At 72.6% G+C, this 16,476-nt stretch carries 18 protein-coding genes; 10 read left to right on the forward strand and 8 right to left on the reverse strand.

All coding sequences use genetic code 11. The features are described 5' to 3' along the window. Nucleotides 1–195: 195 nt before the first annotated feature. From PZB77_RS28970 to PZB77_RS28985, 4 genes are all read left to right on the forward strand, one after another. Nucleotides 196–600: a hypothetical protein gene (locus PZB77_RS28970; protein ID WP_275495586.1), complete on the forward strand. Its 405-nt coding sequence runs from the start codon at nt 196–198 to the stop codon at nt 598–600. A 214-nt stretch (nt 601–814) separates the two neighbouring features. Then, nucleotides 815–1,912, forward strand: coding sequence for an NADH:flavin oxidoreductase/NADH oxidase (locus tag PZB77_RS28975; protein ID WP_275495587.1), 1,098 nt, complete (start codon nt 815–817; stop codon nt 1,910–1,912). A 152-nt stretch (nt 1,913–2,064) separates the two neighbouring features. Next, nucleotides 2,065–2,829, forward strand: a complete 765-nt coding sequence (locus PZB77_RS28980) for a class I SAM-dependent methyltransferase (RefSeq protein ID WP_275495588.1) — start codon at nt 2,065–2,067, stop codon at nt 2,827–2,829. A 142-nt stretch (nt 2,830–2,971) separates the two neighbouring features. Next, a complete protein-coding gene (locus PZB77_RS28985; protein WP_275496261.1) occupies nt 2,972–3,298 on the forward strand; it encodes a helix-turn-helix transcriptional regulator in 327 nt (108 codons plus the stop codon). A 79-nt stretch (nt 3,299–3,377) separates the two neighbouring features. Here the strand turns inward: PZB77_RS28985 and PZB77_RS28990 are convergent, their stop codons facing one another. Next, the gene (locus PZB77_RS28990; protein WP_275495589.1) at nt 3,378–3,986 is read right to left on the reverse strand and encodes a DUF305 domain-containing protein; all 609 of its coding nucleotides are present in this window, start codon (nt 3,984–3,986) and stop codon (nt 3,378–3,380) included. A 223-nt stretch (nt 3,987–4,209) separates the two neighbouring features. On the opposite strand from PZB77_RS28990, the gene PZB77_RS28995 reads away from it, so the two are divergent. Beyond that, complete coding sequence (locus PZB77_RS28995) at nt 4,210–5,703, forward strand: hypothetical protein (RefSeq protein WP_275495590.1); 1,494 nt, start codon at nt 4,210–4,212, stop codon at nt 5,701–5,703. An 817-nt stretch (nt 5,704–6,520) separates the two neighbouring features. Here the strand turns inward: PZB77_RS28995 and PZB77_RS29000 are convergent. From PZB77_RS29000 to PZB77_RS29025, 6 genes are all read right to left on the reverse strand, one after another. Continuing rightward, nucleotides 6,521–7,129 carry a GNAT family N-acetyltransferase gene (locus PZB77_RS29000; protein ID WP_343299886.1) on the reverse strand — a complete coding sequence of 203 codons (609 nt, stop codon included), beginning with the start codon at nt 7,127–7,129 and terminating at the stop codon, nt 6,521–6,523. 172 nt (nt 7,130–7,301) lie between these two features. Next, nucleotides 7,302–7,496: a hypothetical protein gene (locus PZB77_RS29005; RefSeq protein ID WP_275495591.1), complete on the reverse strand. Its 195-nt coding sequence runs from the start codon at nt 7,494–7,496 to the stop codon at nt 7,302–7,304. 84 nt (nt 7,497–7,580) lie between these two features. Further along, on the reverse strand, nt 7,581–8,294 hold the full coding sequence (locus tag PZB77_RS29010) for an HAD-IA family hydrolase (protein ID WP_275495592.1): 714 nt from the start codon (nt 8,292–8,294) through the stop codon (nt 7,581–7,583). 19 nt (nt 8,295–8,313) lie between these two features. Further along, the gene (locus PZB77_RS29015) at nt 8,314–9,036 is read right to left on the reverse strand and encodes a phosphatase PAP2 family protein (protein WP_275495593.1); all 723 of its coding nucleotides are present in this window, start codon (nt 9,034–9,036) and stop codon (nt 8,314–8,316) included. Nucleotides 9,037–9,115: 79 nt separating this feature from the next. Further along, nucleotides 9,116–10,054, reverse strand: a complete 939-nt coding sequence (locus PZB77_RS29020; RefSeq protein WP_275495594.1) for a M56 family metallopeptidase — start codon at nt 10,052–10,054, stop codon at nt 9,116–9,118. Between the two features lie 125 nt (nt 10,055–10,179). Then, on the reverse strand, nt 10,180–10,746 hold the full coding sequence (locus PZB77_RS29025; RefSeq protein ID WP_275495595.1) for a DUF5134 domain-containing protein: 567 nt from the start codon (nt 10,744–10,746) through the stop codon (nt 10,180–10,182). Nucleotides 10,747–11,002: 256 nt separating this feature from the next. On the opposite strand from PZB77_RS29025, the gene PZB77_RS29030 reads away from it, so the two are divergent. Beyond that, on the forward strand, nt 11,003–11,566 hold the full coding sequence (locus PZB77_RS29030) for a GNAT family N-acetyltransferase (RefSeq protein ID WP_275495596.1): 564 nt from the start codon (nt 11,003–11,005) through the stop codon (nt 11,564–11,566). Between the two features lie 73 nt (nt 11,567–11,639). Here the strand turns inward: PZB77_RS29030 and PZB77_RS29035 are convergent, their stop codons facing one another. Continuing rightward, nucleotides 11,640–12,308 (reverse strand): glycerophosphodiester phosphodiesterase family protein, encoded by a 669-nt coding sequence (locus PZB77_RS29035; RefSeq protein ID WP_275495597.1) that lies wholly within the window; start codon nt 12,306–12,308, stop codon nt 11,640–11,642. A 237-nt stretch (nt 12,309–12,545) separates the two neighbouring features. On the opposite strand from PZB77_RS29035, the gene PZB77_RS29040 reads away from it, so the two are divergent. The 4 genes from PZB77_RS29040 to PZB77_RS29055 all read left to right on the forward strand — a co-directional run bounded on the left by PZB77_RS29040 (nt 12,546) and on the right by PZB77_RS29055 (nt 16,475). Next, nucleotides 12,546–13,943, forward strand: a complete 1,398-nt coding sequence (locus PZB77_RS29040; RefSeq protein WP_275495598.1) for a DUF6421 family protein — start codon at nt 12,546–12,548, stop codon at nt 13,941–13,943. 26 nt (nt 13,944–13,969) lie between these two features. Continuing rightward, entirely contained in the window at nt 13,970–14,731 is a 762-nt protein-coding gene (locus PZB77_RS29045; RefSeq protein ID WP_275496262.1) for an SDR family NAD(P)-dependent oxidoreductase, read from the forward strand. Further along, the gene (locus PZB77_RS29050) at nt 14,728–15,789 is read left to right on the forward strand and encodes a low specificity L-threonine aldolase (RefSeq protein ID WP_275496263.1); all 1,062 of its coding nucleotides are present in this window, start codon (nt 14,728–14,730) and stop codon (nt 15,787–15,789) included. The genes PZB77_RS29045 and PZB77_RS29050 overlap by 4 nt, the downstream gene beginning before the upstream one ends. 83 nt (nt 15,790–15,872) lie before the next feature. Next, entirely contained in the window at nt 15,873–16,475 is a 603-nt protein-coding gene (locus tag PZB77_RS29055) for a transglutaminase family protein (protein ID WP_275495599.1), read from the forward strand. The last annotated feature ends 1 nt before the right edge of the window (nt 16,476 follow it).

The raw sequence follows: 16,476 nt of genomic DNA on the forward strand, positions 1-16,476 counted from the left end.
CCAGTCTGCACCTGTCCGTCCGCCGGGGCCCGCAGTACGCGAGGTGCCCGGGCCGGGGCGTGTCCGTGAGGGGGAGCGCGCGGAGCGCGTGCGGGCGCCGGGCCGCGCCGTCCGCGCCCCGGTCGGATGTGCTGGAATGCCCGGAACGGGCCCCGTACACGGATCGTGGGCCCCGGGCGACGACGGAGCGTGGCGATGGGCGGCGGGTTCGAAGGTCCCGACGGGCGGGCGGCGGCCTGGGAGGTGGAGCCCGGCCCACCGGGTGATCCGCTCCGGCTCGGGCTGCGGATCACCGCCCCGGACCGGCGCCTGGACCTGCTCTGCACCCCGGCGGCGGCCCGGGAACTGGCGGCGAGGCTCGTCGCCGCTGCCGAGAGCGTGGAAGGCGCGGCTCCGGCGGCCCCCGTCACCGTACGGGCGGACGAACTGCTCCGGGGAGACGTGCGGGACGGTCCGCGGGTGATGACCGTGGAGAGCGTCAGGGCGGAGGGGGCGACCGTCCAGGTCGGGTGGACCTCCGGAGCCGGCCGGAGCTGGACCCAGGTGTACGACGCCGGGACACCGATCACCCTGCGGCGCAGGCTGCGCGCCGACGGCTGAGCGGACCTCGTCCGGGACGGGGCGGGAAGGGCTGCCCGGCGGCGCGTGACAGTCGCATGAAGGCCGGAGGACGCCTCGTCTGGTTCGTCGATCGTCGTAGTACGGTGGATGTCGTACTAAGCGGTGCCCGGTCATGATCCGCCGGGCGCCGCCTGCCGTCGCCGGTGTGCGTCCTGCCCGGCGGCACGGTCGTCCCTACGAAACGGAGTCCGGCGTGAGCGCCCTTTTCGAGCCCTACGTCCTGCGGTCGGTGACCGCGCCCAACCGTGTCTGGATGCCGCCGATGTGCCAGTACAGCGCGGACGCGACCGGCCCGGACACCGGTGCGCCCAACGACTGGCACTTCGCGCACTACGCGTCGCGGGCGGTCGGCGGCACCGGCCTCGTGCTGGTGGAGGCCACCGGGGTCAGCCCCGAGGGCCGCATCAGCGCCAGGGACCTCGGCATCTGGAACGACCGCCAGGTCGAGGCGTTCCGGAAGATCACCTCCTTCCTGGCCGAGCAGGGGACGGTCCCCGGCATCCAGCTCGGCCACGCCGGCCGGAAGGCCTCGACCCTGGCGCCCTGGCTCGGCGGCGGCGCGGTGTCCGAAGAGGACGGCGGATGGCGGCCGCTCGGACCGAGCCCGCTGGCGTTCGACGAGGCGAGCCCCGTCCCGGAAGAGCTGACGGTCGAGCAGATCAAGGACGTGGTCGGGCAGTTCGCGGAGGCCGCCCGGCGCGCGCTCGCGGCCGGCTTCCAGGTCGTCGAGATCCACGGTGCGCACGGTTACCTGATCGGGGAGTTCCTCTCCCCGGACAGCAACCACCGCACCGACGCCTACGGCGGTTCCTTCGAGAACCGCACCCGTTTCGCGCTCGAAGTCGTCGACGCCGTGCGGGAGGTGTGGCCCGAGGAACTGCCGCTCTTCTTCCGCATCTCCGCCACGGACTGGCTCACCGAGAACGCGGACGATCCGCGCGAGGGGTGGACCGGGGACGACACGGTTCGCTTCGCGCGTGACCTCAAGGCGCACGGTGTCGATCTGCTCGACGTCTCCACCGGCGGCAACGCGCCGCGCGCCGAGATCCCGGTGGGCCCCAACTACCAGGTCCCCTTCGCCGAACGCGTCCGCACGGAGGCCGGTCTGCCGGTCGCCGCGGTCGGCCTCATCACCGAACCGGTGCAGGCCGAGAAGATCGTCGTCGACGGACAGGCGGACGCCGTCCTCATAGGCAGGGAACTGCTGCGCGACCCCTACTTCGCCCGCACCGCCGCCCGCGAACTCGGCGGCGAGGTGCGCGTGCCGTCCCAGTACGGCCGCTCGGTCTGACCGGCGCACCACCCGCGTACGGACCGTCCCACCCGCTCCCGGGCCCGCCCGCCCGGGCGAGTGGGCCGGACGTGCGGGCCCGGGCGTCCGGACCCTGCCCCTCCGCGGCGGGAGCCGGGCGCGGGCCGGGCCCCCTCGATAAGGTGACCGCGATGGCTACCACACAGGGACCCACCTTCCGCGAACTCGCCGTGCAGGCGCTCTCCTCGACCGAGCGCGGGTACGACCTGCTCGCGCCGAAGTTCGACCACTCGCCCTACCGCACCCCGGACCGCGTCCTGGACGCCGTCGCCGCGGCCCTGCGGCCGCTCGGGCCGTTCGCCTGCGGGCTGGACGTCTGCTGCGGAACCGGCGCGGGCGTGGGCGTCCTGCGCCAGGTCTGCCACGAGCGGGTCGCCGGCGTCGACTTCAGCGCGGGGATGCTCACCGTGGGCCGGGCCTCGCTGCAGGGCGCCCCGGACATCCAGGGAGCCCCGGACGCCCCGGACGCCCCGGACGTGCCGCCGGTCCACTGGGTGCGCGCCGACGCCCGGACCCTGCCCTTCGCGCCGGCCTTCGACCTCGCACTGAGCCTGGGGGCGTTCGGCCACTTCCTGCCCCGAGAACGCCCCGCCCTCTTCGCCCAGGTGCGCGCCTCGCTCCGGCCCGGCGGGCGGTTCGTCTTCCCGGTGGGCGCCCCGCCCGCACCCGGTTCCCGCGCGTACTGGACGCTCCTCGGATTCGACGCGGCCATGCGCGTGCGCAACGCCGTGTGGCGTCCGCGCTTCATCATGTACTACCGCACGTTCCGGCTGCCCGGCGTGCTCGCCGACCTCTCGGCCGCCGGCTTCGCGGTGCGCCTGGAACCCCTGGCGGACCTGGGGGCCCGCCCGGACGGCAGCCCGCGGGCCCGGCTCGTGGTGGCCACCGCACGATGACCCGCACCGCGTGGCGCCTCCCCCGGCTTCCGTACCATGGAGGCACCCGGACGAAGTGGAGCCCTCAGTGACCCCCGCCAGCGACACCGCCGTCCCGGCCGCGCCCCTCGCCCGGGGGCGCCTCACAGCGAGCGGTGCCCGGGTGCTCGCCCATCCCTCACTGGCGGAGATCCGGGTGGAACACGTGCTGCACGCCCTGGCCGACCCGATACGGCTGCGCATCGTCCGGCAGATGGCCGTCGCCTCGGACGGGCTGACCTGCTCGCACTTCGTGCTCCCGGTCGCCAAGTCGACCCTGACGCACCACTTCCGGGTGTTGCGGGAGAGCGGGGTCATCCACCAGATCTACCGGGGCACCGCGAAGATGAACGAACTGCGCGGGGACGACCTGGAGAAGCTCTTCCCCGGACTGCTCGACGGCGTCCTGCGGGCCGCCGACCACGAGGCGGCGCGGCTCGCCGGAAGCTGACGGCGGCGGCGACCCCGCCGTTCCCTGTCCGGCCGTCTCCGCGTCGTCGGGCCGGGTCCACCGCCCGGCCCCGGACACCTCAGGTGCGCAGCGACCGCATCCGGTCGATCTCCGCGGCCTGCTGCGCGGCGACGTCGGTGGCCATCTCCTCCACCCGGACGTTGTTCCCGTCGGTGAGGGCCTCCGTCGCCATGGTGAGAGCGCCCTGATGGTGGGCGATCATCAGATCGAGGAAGAGCCGGTCGAACTCCGCGCCCCGCGCGGCCCGCAGCCGGGCCAGCTGCGCCTCGGTCGCCATACCGGGCATCACCGTGTGATCGTGTGCCGCGCGCTCGTCGCCGTCATTGCTTTTCAGCCAACCTCGCATGGCCTCGATCTCCGGCTTCTGCCCGGCGGATATGCGCGCCGCGAGGCGTCGTACCGAGGGGGAACCGGCGTGCTCCTCGGCCAGGCCCGTCATGACGAGGGCCTGCTGGTGGTGGTGGATCATCCGCTGGACGTAGCTGTAGTCGGCGGAGTTCGGGGTGTCGGCGACCGTCTCCTCGCGCGCCTCGTCCGCCGTGAGCGTTCTGGCCTCCTCACCCGGCTTTCCGGGAGCGACCACACCCTGGCCCTCGCTCGGGCGGGGCGGAGCACTGTCGTCCGCGTCGCACGAGCAGAGTGCGAGAGTGGACACAACGACAGTCATGGCCAAGGCTGTTGAGCGCGATCGGATCCTCAGTCGGTCGAACAGCACGGCGACCTCCGGTGCCCCAGGGAGTGTTGGTGACCGTCCTAGCATGCTTCCACGCCACGTTGATCAAAAACTTTCATTACGTCTCTGTTGCCATCTGTTGATGTGTACATGGAAGCGGCAATACTGCCCGGGTCCGAGAACCGTTCGACCCCGAACGGACTCAAGGGAGGATGCAGTGACCTTGTTGCACACCACCCGCGTGCGACGGAGACGACTGGGCGTGGCAACCGCCGCGGCCGGCCTCCTCGCGACGCTCTTGACCGCCACCAACGCCGTCGCGTCACCCGAACCCGGAGACGCCGCCACCTCGACCACCGCCGTGTCGTCGCAGGTGCGGGCCGAGGCGGAAGGGGCCATCGCCGACGGCGACATCCCCGGCGTCGACGAGATCGTCCACAGCGACAACATCGAGCACCTCGCCAACGTGCCGAAGGACGCGCTGCAGAGCCTCAACACCGATCTGGCCTTCCAGGGCAGGTACGCGTTCGCGGGCAACTACGACGGCTTCCGCATCTTCGACATCCGCAACCCGAAGAAGCCGAAGACCGTCGCCCAGGTGCTCTGCCCCGGCTCGCAGAACGACATCTCGGTCTCCGGAAACCTGCTGTTCCTCTCCACCGACTCCTCGCGCAGCGACAACTCCTGCGCCAGCACCACCCAGCCGGCCACCGAGAAGTCCTCCTGGGAGGGCATCAAGGTCTTCGACATCAGCGACAAGCGCCACCCGGAGTACGTCGCCTCCGTCGAGACGGCCTGCGGCTCGCACACCCACACCATCGTGCCGAAGCGCGACGACGTGTACGTGTACGTCTCCTCGTACTCGCCCAACGCGGCGTTCCCGGACTGCCAGCCGCCGCACGACGGGATCTCCGTCATCAAGGTGCCCCGCAAGGCACCCGAGCGGGCCGCGATCGTCAACTTCCCGGTGCTGTTCCCGGACGGCGGCAATCCGGGCGCGCCGGAGAACCCCGGTGTCTCCAAGACCACCGGCTGCCACGACATCACCGTGCTGCCGTCCCAGGACCTCGCGGCCGGGGCCTGCATGGGTGACGGTCTGCTGTTCTCCATCAAGGACCCGGCCAACCCGAAGATCATCGACCGGGTCCAGGACAACGTGAACTTCGCGTTCTGGCACTCGGCCACCTTCAACCAGGACGCCGACAAGGTCGTCTTCACCGACGAGCTCGGCGGCGGCGGAGCGGCGACCTGCAACGCGGAGATCGGTCCCAACCGAGGCGCCGACGGCATCTACGACATCGTGGGCAAGGGGGACCACCGCAAGCTGGTCTTCCGGAGTTACTACAAGATCGACCGCTACCAGGCCGACGTCGAGGTCTGCGTCGCCCACAACGGCTCGATCATCCCGGTCAAGGGCCGTGACCTGATGGTCCAGGCGTGGTACCAGGGCGGCATATCCGTCTGGGACTTCACCGACTCCGGCAAGCCGAAGGAGATCGCCTACTTCGACCGCGGCCCCGTCACGCTCGACGCCGTCACCACGGCCGGCCCCTGGTCGGCGTACTACTACAACGGCTACATCTACTCCAACGACATCGCCAAGGGGCTGGACGTCCTCGCCCTGAAGGACCGGCGGACGGACCCGGCCAAGAAGGTCCGGCTCGACGAGCTGAACGTCCAGACGCAACCGGACTACTTCGACCGCCACTGACCCACCGCCGCACCGCAGGCGGGCGTCACGCGGAACCTTCCACGCGGTCCGCCGGGAACCGTCCCGGCGGACCGCACCCGCCCCCGAGAAAGCCGGGGCGCGGCGCCGGCCGGGGCCGTGGGGGAGTAATGCGTTGACCGGCGAACCGGGCGGGGAGATGCTGAAGCCCCGCTGGTTCCGGCGGCACCGGGGAACGCCGGAACCAGTCGGGCCCGGGGCGCCCCGTCGTCCCCGATGACGCGGCGTCGGCTCCACGCGGCCGCCGGCCCGACACGGGGCGGGCGGTCCGGCATCATCCCCGGACGAGCGTGGCCGGGTGATGCCCGCTCCGTCCGCGGCGCCCGGCTCACGGGCCAGGGCGCGTCAGGGCCATAGCGAACCGGACAGGCACCTCTGCCGGCCGGGAGCCCGCACCCGAGGAGCGGAGCGCGTGCCGGGCGCCGCGTCCTCGCTCCCGTACCTCAGGACCGTCTCCTGGACGATCGCGAGCCGATCGGCGGCGATGAAAAGCAGGAGACCGGCTCGGGGCCGCCGGCGTCGGCCCCGAAGGCGACCACGACGGGCGGTGCTTCGCCGAGGCGACGGGCGACTCCAGCAGTTCGCCGGGTGTCGGGGCGCAGAACACCGGATCGTGGAAGCCCGACGGACGACTGACGAAGAGGGGATCGGCGAAGACCAGCTCCACATCGTGGTGGCACGTCAGATCATGGCCGGCGGCGAGCCGGGGACGCGCGCCGTCCCACGCGACCACGTCCCAGCCCCACCAGGAGTCATTGGGGAAGCCGGATCCCGCCGGGGGGTTCCTGGCCGTCCACCCTCACTCCTCGTCCGCACGACGAGCCGTCCGGCGGTTCTGCGGCTGCGACCCGACGGGCCAGGTGCCCGAGGTGTCCGCCGCGGCGTGCACCGGGCGCGCGCCATCTGGTACTGGGCGTTCCATGCAGACGAGGCCGGGCCGTTCGTCCCAGGACGCGGCGACGGCGAAGCCGTGGCGGCGGTACAACGCGATCGCACCCTCCCGCCAACTCCAGACGGTGAGCCGTAGTGTCCGCACACCGCTCTCCTCCGCGGCGGCGAGCGACTCCCCGATCAGCGCGGACGCCACGCCCGCGCCCCGGCATTCGGGGGTGGTCCACAGCCGTTTCATCTCCGCGTGTCCGTCCGGGCCGGGAGCGGTCAGGATCGCGCACCCCGCGGGACGGCCCCCGAGCCGGGCGATCAGGACGAGGTCGTCGGCGAACACGGTGGCGGGCGAGCGGATCTCGGACAGGTACCGGTGCGGGAGGGCAGCCGGATCGCTGACGTGCAGGCCCTTCTCGTCCTCCGTGCGCAGGTGGTAAGCGGTGAGGAGAGCGGGGAGGCCGTGCGCGGGGGAGTCCTCGCCCCCGGGCAGACGCAGGATGCGGACAGGCGGTCGTTCGGTCATCCCCGAACGTTCGCACGCGCCCCGGGGACGGGTGCCTTCGGGGCGGATCGTCAGGACGGGGGCCGTCCGGGCAGCGGCCGGCCGGACCGCTCCGGCGAACCGGGCGGGACGGCGCCACCGGGCGGGACGGCGACGCCGGGCCGGACCCGGGACGAGCGCGCGTGAGCCCGGCTCAGCCCCTCGTCGGCCGGGTGGTCGTCCTGGTGGCGGCGGCCCACTCGACCAGCAGCCCTTGATACGTCGCCTCGTCGTCGGTGGACAGCACGAGGCCGTCCGAGCGCTGCAGCAGACCGCGGATCTCTTCGTTGACCACAGCGGCGGAGCGGGCGGAGCGGGCGGAACAGGACGAGGTAGGAGATCGGGACATGTCTCCAGGCTACGGCCAGAATCCGGACGATCCGGCTCGGGAACGGGCGGGACATCTCACACTCGCCCCCGCCCCACGACGTGTCTATCCGGCGCTCCCGGGCCCGGACGCCACCAGCTCCAGGCGGCGCAGAGCGTCCGGCCGCTCGGTCACCGGCAGGTGGTCCACGAAGCGCACCCCGCACCCCAGCGCGGCGGCGCCGCCGTCCGCGTGACGGTCGTCACCGACCATCACCACCTCCTCGGGACGCAGACCGAGCCGTTCGCAGGCGGTACGGAAGAGCCGCGCGTCCGGCTTCTGCGCCCCGTGCTCGAAGGAGAGGACGTACGCGTCGACGAACTCGTCCAGCCCGTGGGCCCGGAAGACCGGGCGCAGGTCCCAGCCGATGTTGCTGACCACCCCGACCGCGATGCCGTTCGCCCGCAGGCCGCGCAGGACCTCCGCCGCGTCCGGGTACGGCCGCCAGGCGTCCGGGGACATGTGGCGCGCGTAGAGCGCGTCGTACGTTCCCTCGCCGGGCAGCTCGACCTCCCGCGCCAGCCCGGTGTACGCCGTGCGGTGCAGTTCCGCGCTCACGTCGCGGGAGGCGTACGCCTCGGCCAGGGCGGCCGGCACGCGCACGGGGCTCGGCCCGCCCGGGAGCGCGCCGGCCTCCGTCAGTGCGGCCACGTACCGGTCGAAGCCGGCCTCGTCGGTCTCCGTGCCCTGTTCCCGGAAGACCGCGCGGAGCCAGGAGCCGACCGACTCGATGCGGAAGAGGGTCCCGGAGAAGTCGAAGAGCACGCCCTTGGTCGTCATGAGGCCGATCCTGCCGCGCTCAGGATCCGGGTGACAAATTCCCCCTGCGTTCCCCGCCCCGCCCGGACCGCGCACGGAACGCCGTGTGGCCGGCGATCGAGAACGCCACCACACCCACCCCGAGCGCCACCCCGGCCACGACGTCGGAGAGCCAGTGCACACCGAGGTAGACCCGGGTGAAGGAGACGCCCACCACCGAGACGCAGGCTGCCACGACCGCCGCGCTCCGGACCGCGGGCCCCGGGGACGCCCGCCACAGCAACCACAGCAGCAGCCCGCACCCCACCGCGGCCGACATCGCGTGGCCCGAGGGAAAGGCCGCGTAGTGCGCGGAGTCCACCGGGTCCTGCCAGTGCGGGCGGTCCCGCCCCACGGCCGCCTTGATGCCCTGCTGGAGCAGGGCGGCGACGAGCACGGTCACCGCGATCCAGCCCGCCAGCAGCCGGGCCCGCCGCCACCACAGGACCACCGCGGCGACCGCGACAAGGGCCCGCAGGGTCCAGGGATCCCAGACCCAGTCCGTCAGCACGCGGGCGGCCCGGACCTCCCCCGGGCGGGTGACGGCCCGACGGTGGAGCCCTTCGGCGACGCCCTGGTCCAGCGAGAGCAGCGGTCCCCAGGCTCCGGCCACCATCACCAGCAGAACGAGAGCGAGCGCGCCGCAGACCGTCCCGGTCCGCACGGCACGCGCGACCGTCGTCGCAACGGAAGGGCCCGCCGGGGTGCGTACAGGAGAGGACATACGGCGATCCTCGCCCAGCAGGTCGCTCACCGGGGGACCCGCCTCGCCCGTACCGGCGTGTTCCGGCCGGGGCAGCGGCCTACGGGCGGAGCGTGCCGAGCGCCGGTACGAACGCCACCAGCAGGGGGACGACCGGCACCAGCGCGGCCGCCGCGGTGAGCCGCAGACGCCGCCCTGCGGTCAGCCGCTCCACCGGTTCCAGCAGCCGGTTCACCCGGCGCGGCACCGGGCCGTCCTGGGAGCGGCACGGGTCGAACACGCCGCGGTCCTCGTTGAGTCCCACGAGGGCGAGCGCGGTGGTCAGCCGTCCGAAGCGACGGGAAGCCACGTCGTCGGCGGCCATTTCCACCAGCCGGTGCATCTCGTCGCGGAACGCGGCGAAGACCGGAACCTGCGGAAACCCGTTGGCCAGGGCGGCCGAGCAGTGCAGCAGCCAGTCGTGCCGGGCGCGGGCGTGCCCCTGCTCGTGGGCGAGTACCGCGTCCAGCTGACGGCCTTTCAGGCGGACCAGGGCGGCCGTGGTGATGACGAGCCGCGGGGTCGAGCCGGGCAGCCACCAGGCGTCGGGCCGCGGCCCCTCCAGGATCATCAGACGTTCGTCGCCCGGCTCCTCGCCGTCCAGGAGCGGTGAACGGACCAGGAGTTCGGCGCGGCTCAGACTCCGCCGCCTGCGCGCGCGACGTACCTCGCGCAGCAGCATCGCCCCGCTCCACAGTCCCGCGCAGGCGAGCGCCACGGCCACCACCGCCGACCAGGGGCCGTAACCGGCCAGCGCGTACGCCTCGACCACCGCCTGCGGGGCCGGGGCGAAGACATGACCCCGGACCGCCTGCCAGGCCGCCGCCGCACTGAACGTCATCGACAGGGCGAAGGAGACCAGTACCCCCGCCACCACGCACTGCCAGACCCACAGGGCCACCACGGGCTCGCGCTCGGGCCACCGGGCCCGCGCCATCAGGCGGGGGGCCACCACGGCGGTCAGCGCGCCGAGCGACAGCAGGGCGAGGGCAACCAACATGCGGTCAGCCTATGAGCGCGCGGAACCCGCCGATACGGCTCCGCCCGTCAAGTGACGTACGCCACGGCGCGCGGAGGCATGGAAGCGCACATCACCGCACCGGCGAGCGCTGCCGGGCGCGTGCGTCAGAGGCCCGCCAGCATGGCGAGCATGGCGAGGCCCATCGTCACCCGGCAGGCGAGTGCCAGTTCGGGCCGCGCGCCGACCGCCACGCGTGTGCCGGGCCGCCCGCCGGGGGCGACGGGTATCAGGCGCCCGGCGGCGCCCAGGACGTAGAGCGCGTAGTAGAGGAGGAGCAGTCCGGTCAGCAGGGGCAGGCTCGCGCCCGCAGCGTTCGCGCCGTGCCCGGCGTGGTGACCGGCCCCGGCCCCGGGGGCCATGGCGACGGCCATGTGGACCATGGCCAGTGAGCCGACCAGGTGGTGGAGGTGGTGGCCGCCCCGTCGCGCCGCCCAGGCGGACCGCAGGGCGGCCCCGCCGAAGAGCACGGCGTACACGGCCCAGGCCCCGGCGGGAGGCGTGAGCAGAGCGGCCGGTACCGCCATCGCCGCCATGCCGAACCCCATGAGCGCCTCGGCGTGGGCGATGCGCCGTTCCTCACCCGTCCCGGCGCGGGCCCGCAGCAGGCAGTAGGCGCCCGTCGCCGCGCACACCGCCATGAGCATCCAGCCGGACAGCGCCGGTCCGTGCACAGCGCACCTCCCCCTCCGGCGTACGCACCGGTGTGCCGAAGCAGTCCCGTACTCGATTCCCCGGGTGCCGCCGGGACAACCCGGCGCACGGTGGTGCGCGGGGTGCACAAGGGGGAGCGACCGCGTTCGCGGTGGGCGCCGGCGGTCGGGTTACCCTCGTGCGCGACGCCGGAGCAGAGGTCCGGCGCCGACGCGGAGCACCGCCCGGCGGGGGCCCGGGAACACCAGTCGCCGGGGGAGAAACGGAGATCGTTCCATGGAGATCGCCCCGCCGCGCGACGCGCACCGGCTCACCTTCCGCGACGCGGCCGACGACGACGTGCCCGCCCTCGTCGAGCTGGTCGAGTCCGCCTACCGGGGCGAGTCCAGCCGCGCCGGCTGGACCACGGAGGCGCACCTCCTCGAAGGCCGGCGGACCGACGAGGACGGGGTGCGCGAGGTGCTCGCGACCCCCGGTGGACGGCTGCTGGTGGCCGAGCAGGACGGTGCGATGGTCGCCTGCTGCCAGCTCGAACACCGCGACGACGCCGCCTACTTCGGCATGTTCTCGGTCCGCCCGGGCCGGCAGGGAGCCGGCCTCGGCAAGACCGTCATCGCCGAGGCGGAGCGGGTGGCCCGCGAGGAGTGGGGTGTCACCGAGATGCAGATGACGGTGATCTCCCTGCGCACCGAGCTGATCGCCTTCTACGAGCGCCGGGGGTACGCCCGTACGGGCCGGATGAGCCCCTTCCCCTACGGCGACGAGCGCTTCGGGGTTCCGCTCCGCGACGATCTGGAGTTCGAACTGCTGGTCAAGGAGTTCGGGAGCGACGAGCGGTAGGTCGCACCCTCCGGCTCACCACCGGAGGCCTGCCGTACGCGGCGTGCCCCGGTGGTCGCCCGGACCGCGATGCTCAGGCGCTGCGGATCTCCGGCCGGTCCGTCGTCGCCCCGTCGAGCCCGAACGCCTTCACCAGGGCCAGCTGTCCGGGGGTGTTCACCACCCAGGCGATGACCCGCAACCCGGCCCCGTGCGCGTGTTCCACGGTCTCCAGCGTCAGTCGCCGGAGGTTGAGCGCGAGGGTGGCCGCTCCGGCCGCCCGGGCCCGCTCGACCACGTCCGGGCCCCAGCGGCTCGCGATCAGCACGGTCGGCACGCCGGGCAGCAGCCGGCCGGTCTCCGCGACGGCTTCGTCGTGGAAGGAGGACACCTCCACCCGTCCCGCCAGACCGCGTCGTGTGATCACCCCGGCCAGCGCCCGGGCCGCCGTGACGTCCTTGATCTCCGCCTGGACCGGCGAGGCCACCGCGTCGAGCACCTCCTCGAAGGTGGGCACCCGCTCACCCTGTCCCGCGTCGAGCTCCCGCAGCTCCGCCAGCGTCTTGTCCGCGATCCGGCCCGTCCCGTCGGTCGTGCGGTCCACCTCCGCGTCGTGCATCACCACGAGTGCGCCGTCCTTGCTCAGGTGCAGATCCAGCTCGACGGCGTCCATCCCCGCCCGCTCCGCCCGCACGAAGGAACGCAGGGTGTTCTCCGGCTCGACGCCCATGAGCCCGCGGTGGCCGATCGTGACGAAGGACAAGGCACTCTCCTGATTCCGGGGCGGCCGCGTCCCCGCCCGGGACCGCCTGCCGGGCCGAACCTACCCAACCGCCGGGACGGCAGGACACGAGTGACGGAAGTAACGTTGCCCTCAGGAGCGGCAGGAAAAACGACGGTGACCATGGGGATCCGCAGGACAATTTATTGGATCTCACTTGTCCTGGGGAGCCACGCACGGATACGCTCGCCGGACGCGAGGCCTGTGGAGGAAACGGTTATGACGGAAATTCTTGTACACGACGTCCTCGGCAGCGGCTCGGCCGCGGCCGAGCGGGTGGTCGACCACCCGGCATGGCCCGTGCTCAGGAACGCCGTGGAGGAGATCCGGCCCTGGCAGTCCAAGGACGGTTCGATCGACCTCGACGCGGAGGGCGCCCCCTCGGCCGCGGTCGTCGGCGCCGCCCTCGACCGGGTCGTCGGCGCGGTCGAGGAACTCTCGCCGCTGCTCCCGCACGACGCCGCCTACCACCGTGCCCTCGTCGGCGACCTGCGCCGCTGGGCCGACTCCGGCTTCGCGGTCCCCGACTTCCTGGACTCCCTCCTGGCCTTCCAGCCCGCCCGGAGCCGGGCCGACGGCCGCCAGCACCTCGTCGTCTTCGCGATGTACACCCAGAACGGCAACCCCGACCGCAACCTCGAAGCGGTCGTCCTGCGCATGGTCTGGCCCGAGTGGCTCGCCGACCTCGAAGCCACCCGGTACGACAACCCGCTGTTCTGCGGCATCACCTTCGAGGGCTTCACCTCCGGGTACGACACGAACTCCGCGGTGCTCTTCCCCGAGACGATCGCCGTGCGCGAGGCCCCGGACCGCTTCAGCTGGGGCGGCATCTTCTGCGACCGCGAGGCCGCGCGCTTCCGCCGGGTCACGGAGGCCGCCGTCGACCTGCTCGGTCTGGAGCTGCCGGCGGACATCCAGGAGATGGTCGGCGACCAGCAGCGCTGCGAGCAGGCCTTCGTCCTCTGGGACATGGTCCACGACCGCACCCACAGCCACGGCGACCTGCCGTTCGACCCCTTCATGATCAAGCAGCGCCAGCCGTTCTGGATGTACGGCCTGGAGGAGCTGCGGTGCGACCTCACCGCCTTCAAGGAGGCCGTGAAGCTGGAGGCCGAGGGCTTCCCGCAGGGCCGCGACGTGCAGTACGCGGTGCTCTTCGACCGCATGTTCCGCTTCCCGGTCACCGGCGAACGGGTCCGCAACTACGACGGTCTCGGCGGCCAGCTCCTCTTCGCCTACCTCCACAAGCACGACGTGGTCCGCTGGACGGACAACACCCTCAAGATCGACTGGGACCGTGCTCCGCAGGTCACCAACGAGCTGTGCGGCGAGATCGAGAAGCTCTACCGCGACGGCATCGACCGCCCCAAACTGGTCCACTGGTTCGCCGCCTACGACCTGGTCGCGGAGTATCTCTCCCCGCACCCGGGCTCGCGCTGGGCCAAGGGCCCCGACGCACTGGACCTGACGCAGCCGCCGCGCAAGCTCGTGGACGACGTGCTTCCCGACGAGTTTCCCCTGAGCATGTTCTATGAGGCGCTCTCCAAGAAGCTCAAGCACGTGGTCGCCGCCACCAAGGGAATCACCGCGGCGAGCGCCGAGCGGGTGGCGGCGTGAGCAGCAGCCCTGAGGAGGCGGTGGCCATGAACGGTGTCCGTAACGGAACCGGCCCACTCGAAGGCGCGGTCATCGCGGTGGCCGGAGCGGCCGGTCCCGCCGGCCGCGCCACGCTGCTGCGCCTCGCGGAGGCGGGCGCCACCGTCGTCGGGGCGGACGCGCACCCCGACCGGCTCACCGAGGCGGTGGACGCCGCACGGTACGCGCACGGAGGCGCCAGCGTCACCGGGGAGACCGTGGACCTGCTCGACGTGGACGCCGCCCGTGCGTGGGCGGAGAGGACGGAGGCGGAGTTCGGGCGGATCGACGGCCTGGTCCACCTGGTCGGCGGCTGGCGCGGCAGCGCGAACTTCGCCGACTCCAAGCTCTCGGACTGGGACGCTCTGGAGAAGCTGCTCGTCCGCACCGTGCAGGCCACCTCCCTCGCCTTCCAGGCGGGTCTGCAACGCAGCGACCGGGGGCGTTACGTCCTGATCAGCGCATCGGGCGCCACCAGGCCGACTGCGGGAAACGCGGCCTACGCGGCCGCGAAGGCCGCCGCCGAGGCGTGGACGCTGGCGCTGGCCGACGCCTTCCGCAAGGAGGGGGGCGAAGAGGGGCCCAGGACGGCCGCTGCCATCCTGGTCGTGAAGGCACTGGTGCACGACGCGATGCGCGCCGAGCGCCCGACTGCGAAATTCGCGGGGTTCACCGACGTGACGGAGCTGGCCGAGGCCATCGCCGGCGTCTGGGAACGCCCCGCCCCCGAGGTGAACGGAAAGCGCCTGTGGCTGACCCCGCAACCGTGAGGACCGACGCACGTCGTCATCACGACCCGGAGATACGCGGCTTCGCCAGCGACAACTACGCCGGAGCCCACCCGGAGGTCCTGGCGGCCCTCGCCCTCGCCAACGACGGCCATCAGGTCGCCTACGGCGGGGACGCGTACACGGACCACCTCCAGAGCGTCGTACGCGGCCACTTCGGCGACGCCGCGGAGACCTACCCGGTCTTCAACGGGACCGGCGCCAACGTGCTCGCCCTGCAAGCCCTGACGGACCGCTGGGGGGCGGTGATCTGCGCCGAGTCCGCGCACATCAACGTGGACGAGGGCGGGGCCCCGGAGCGCATGGGCGGGCTGAAGCTGCTCACCGTCCCGACCCCGGACGGCAAGCTGACGCCGGCCCTCATCGACCGCGAGGCCTACGGCTGGGACGACGAACACCGGGCGATGCCCCAGGTGGTCTCGATCACCCAGAGCACCGAGCTGGGCACCCTGTACACCCCCGAGGAGATCCGCGAGATCTGCGACCACGCCCACGGGCACGGGATGAAGGTCCACCTCGACGGTTCCCGGATCGCCAACGCGGCGGCCTCCCTGGAGCTGCCGATGCGGGCCTTCACCACCGACGCGGGCGTCGACGTGCTCTCGCTCGGGGGCACCAAGAACGGCGCCCTCTTCGGTGAGGCCGTCGTCGTGCTCGACCCCGGCACGGTCCGCGCGATGAAGCACCTGCGCAAGACGTCGATGCAGCTCGCCTCCAAGATGCGTTTCGTCTCCGTGCAGCTGGAAGCGCTGCTCGCGGGCGACCTCTGGCTGCGCAACGCCCGGCACGCCAACGCGATGGCCCAGCGCCTCGCCGACGGCGTCCGCGCCCTGGACGGAGTGGAGGTCCTGCACCCCGTGCAGGCCAACGGCGTCTTCGCCCGGCTGCCGCACGACGTCTCCGAGCGGCTCCAGAAGCGCTTCCGCTTCTACTTCTGGGACGAGGCCGCCGGGGATGTGCGCTGGATGTGCGCCTTCGACACGCAGGAGAGCGACGTCGACGCCTTCGTCGAGGCACTCGCGGAAGAGCTGGCAGGCTGACGGGTTCCCCGGAATCGCATAGAAATGCGGCCGATCGGAAAACTATTTGTTTCCGGTCGGCCGCGTTCCTATGCTCGCGGCCCATGGAACTCATCCAGGACGACCCCGATCTCAGCGCCTACCTCGTCGCCGATGCGGCGATCGACCATCAGCACCCCCGCGTGAGGGAGACGGCGCAGCGGCTCGCCGCCGAAACGGGCAGCGATGCATACGCATACGCCAAGGCCGCCTTCACGTTCGTCCGCGACACCATCCCGCACTCCGCCGACTCGGGTGACCAGCGGGTCCCCTGGCGCGCTTCCGACGTCCTCGCGACCCGCAACGGCATCTGCTGTGCCAAGTCGCACGCTCTGGCCGCCCTGTTGCGTGCCGGCGGCATTCCCGCCGCGCTCTGCTACCAGCGGCTGGTGGACGAGGAGGGCGGGGAGCCCCTCGTGCACGGGCTCGTGGCCCTGCGGCTCCCCGACCGGGGCCGCTGGGCCCGGATCGACCCCCGGGGCAACAGGCCGGGTGTCGACGCGCGATTCTCCCTGGACCGGGAGCGACTCGCCTGGCCGGTGTTCCCCGCCTTCGGCGGGGTGGACTACCCGCACCTGTACGCGGCGCCACATCCCAAGGTGCTGGAAGCGCTCCAGGAGGCGCGCGACCGGCGCCACCTGGGGGAGACGCTCCCCACGGCGCTCTGAC

The sequence above is a fragment of the Streptomyces sp. AM 2-1-1 genome (assembly GCF_029167645.1).
Taxonomy (GTDB): Bacteria; Actinomycetota; Actinomycetes; order Streptomycetales; family Streptomycetaceae; genus Streptomyces.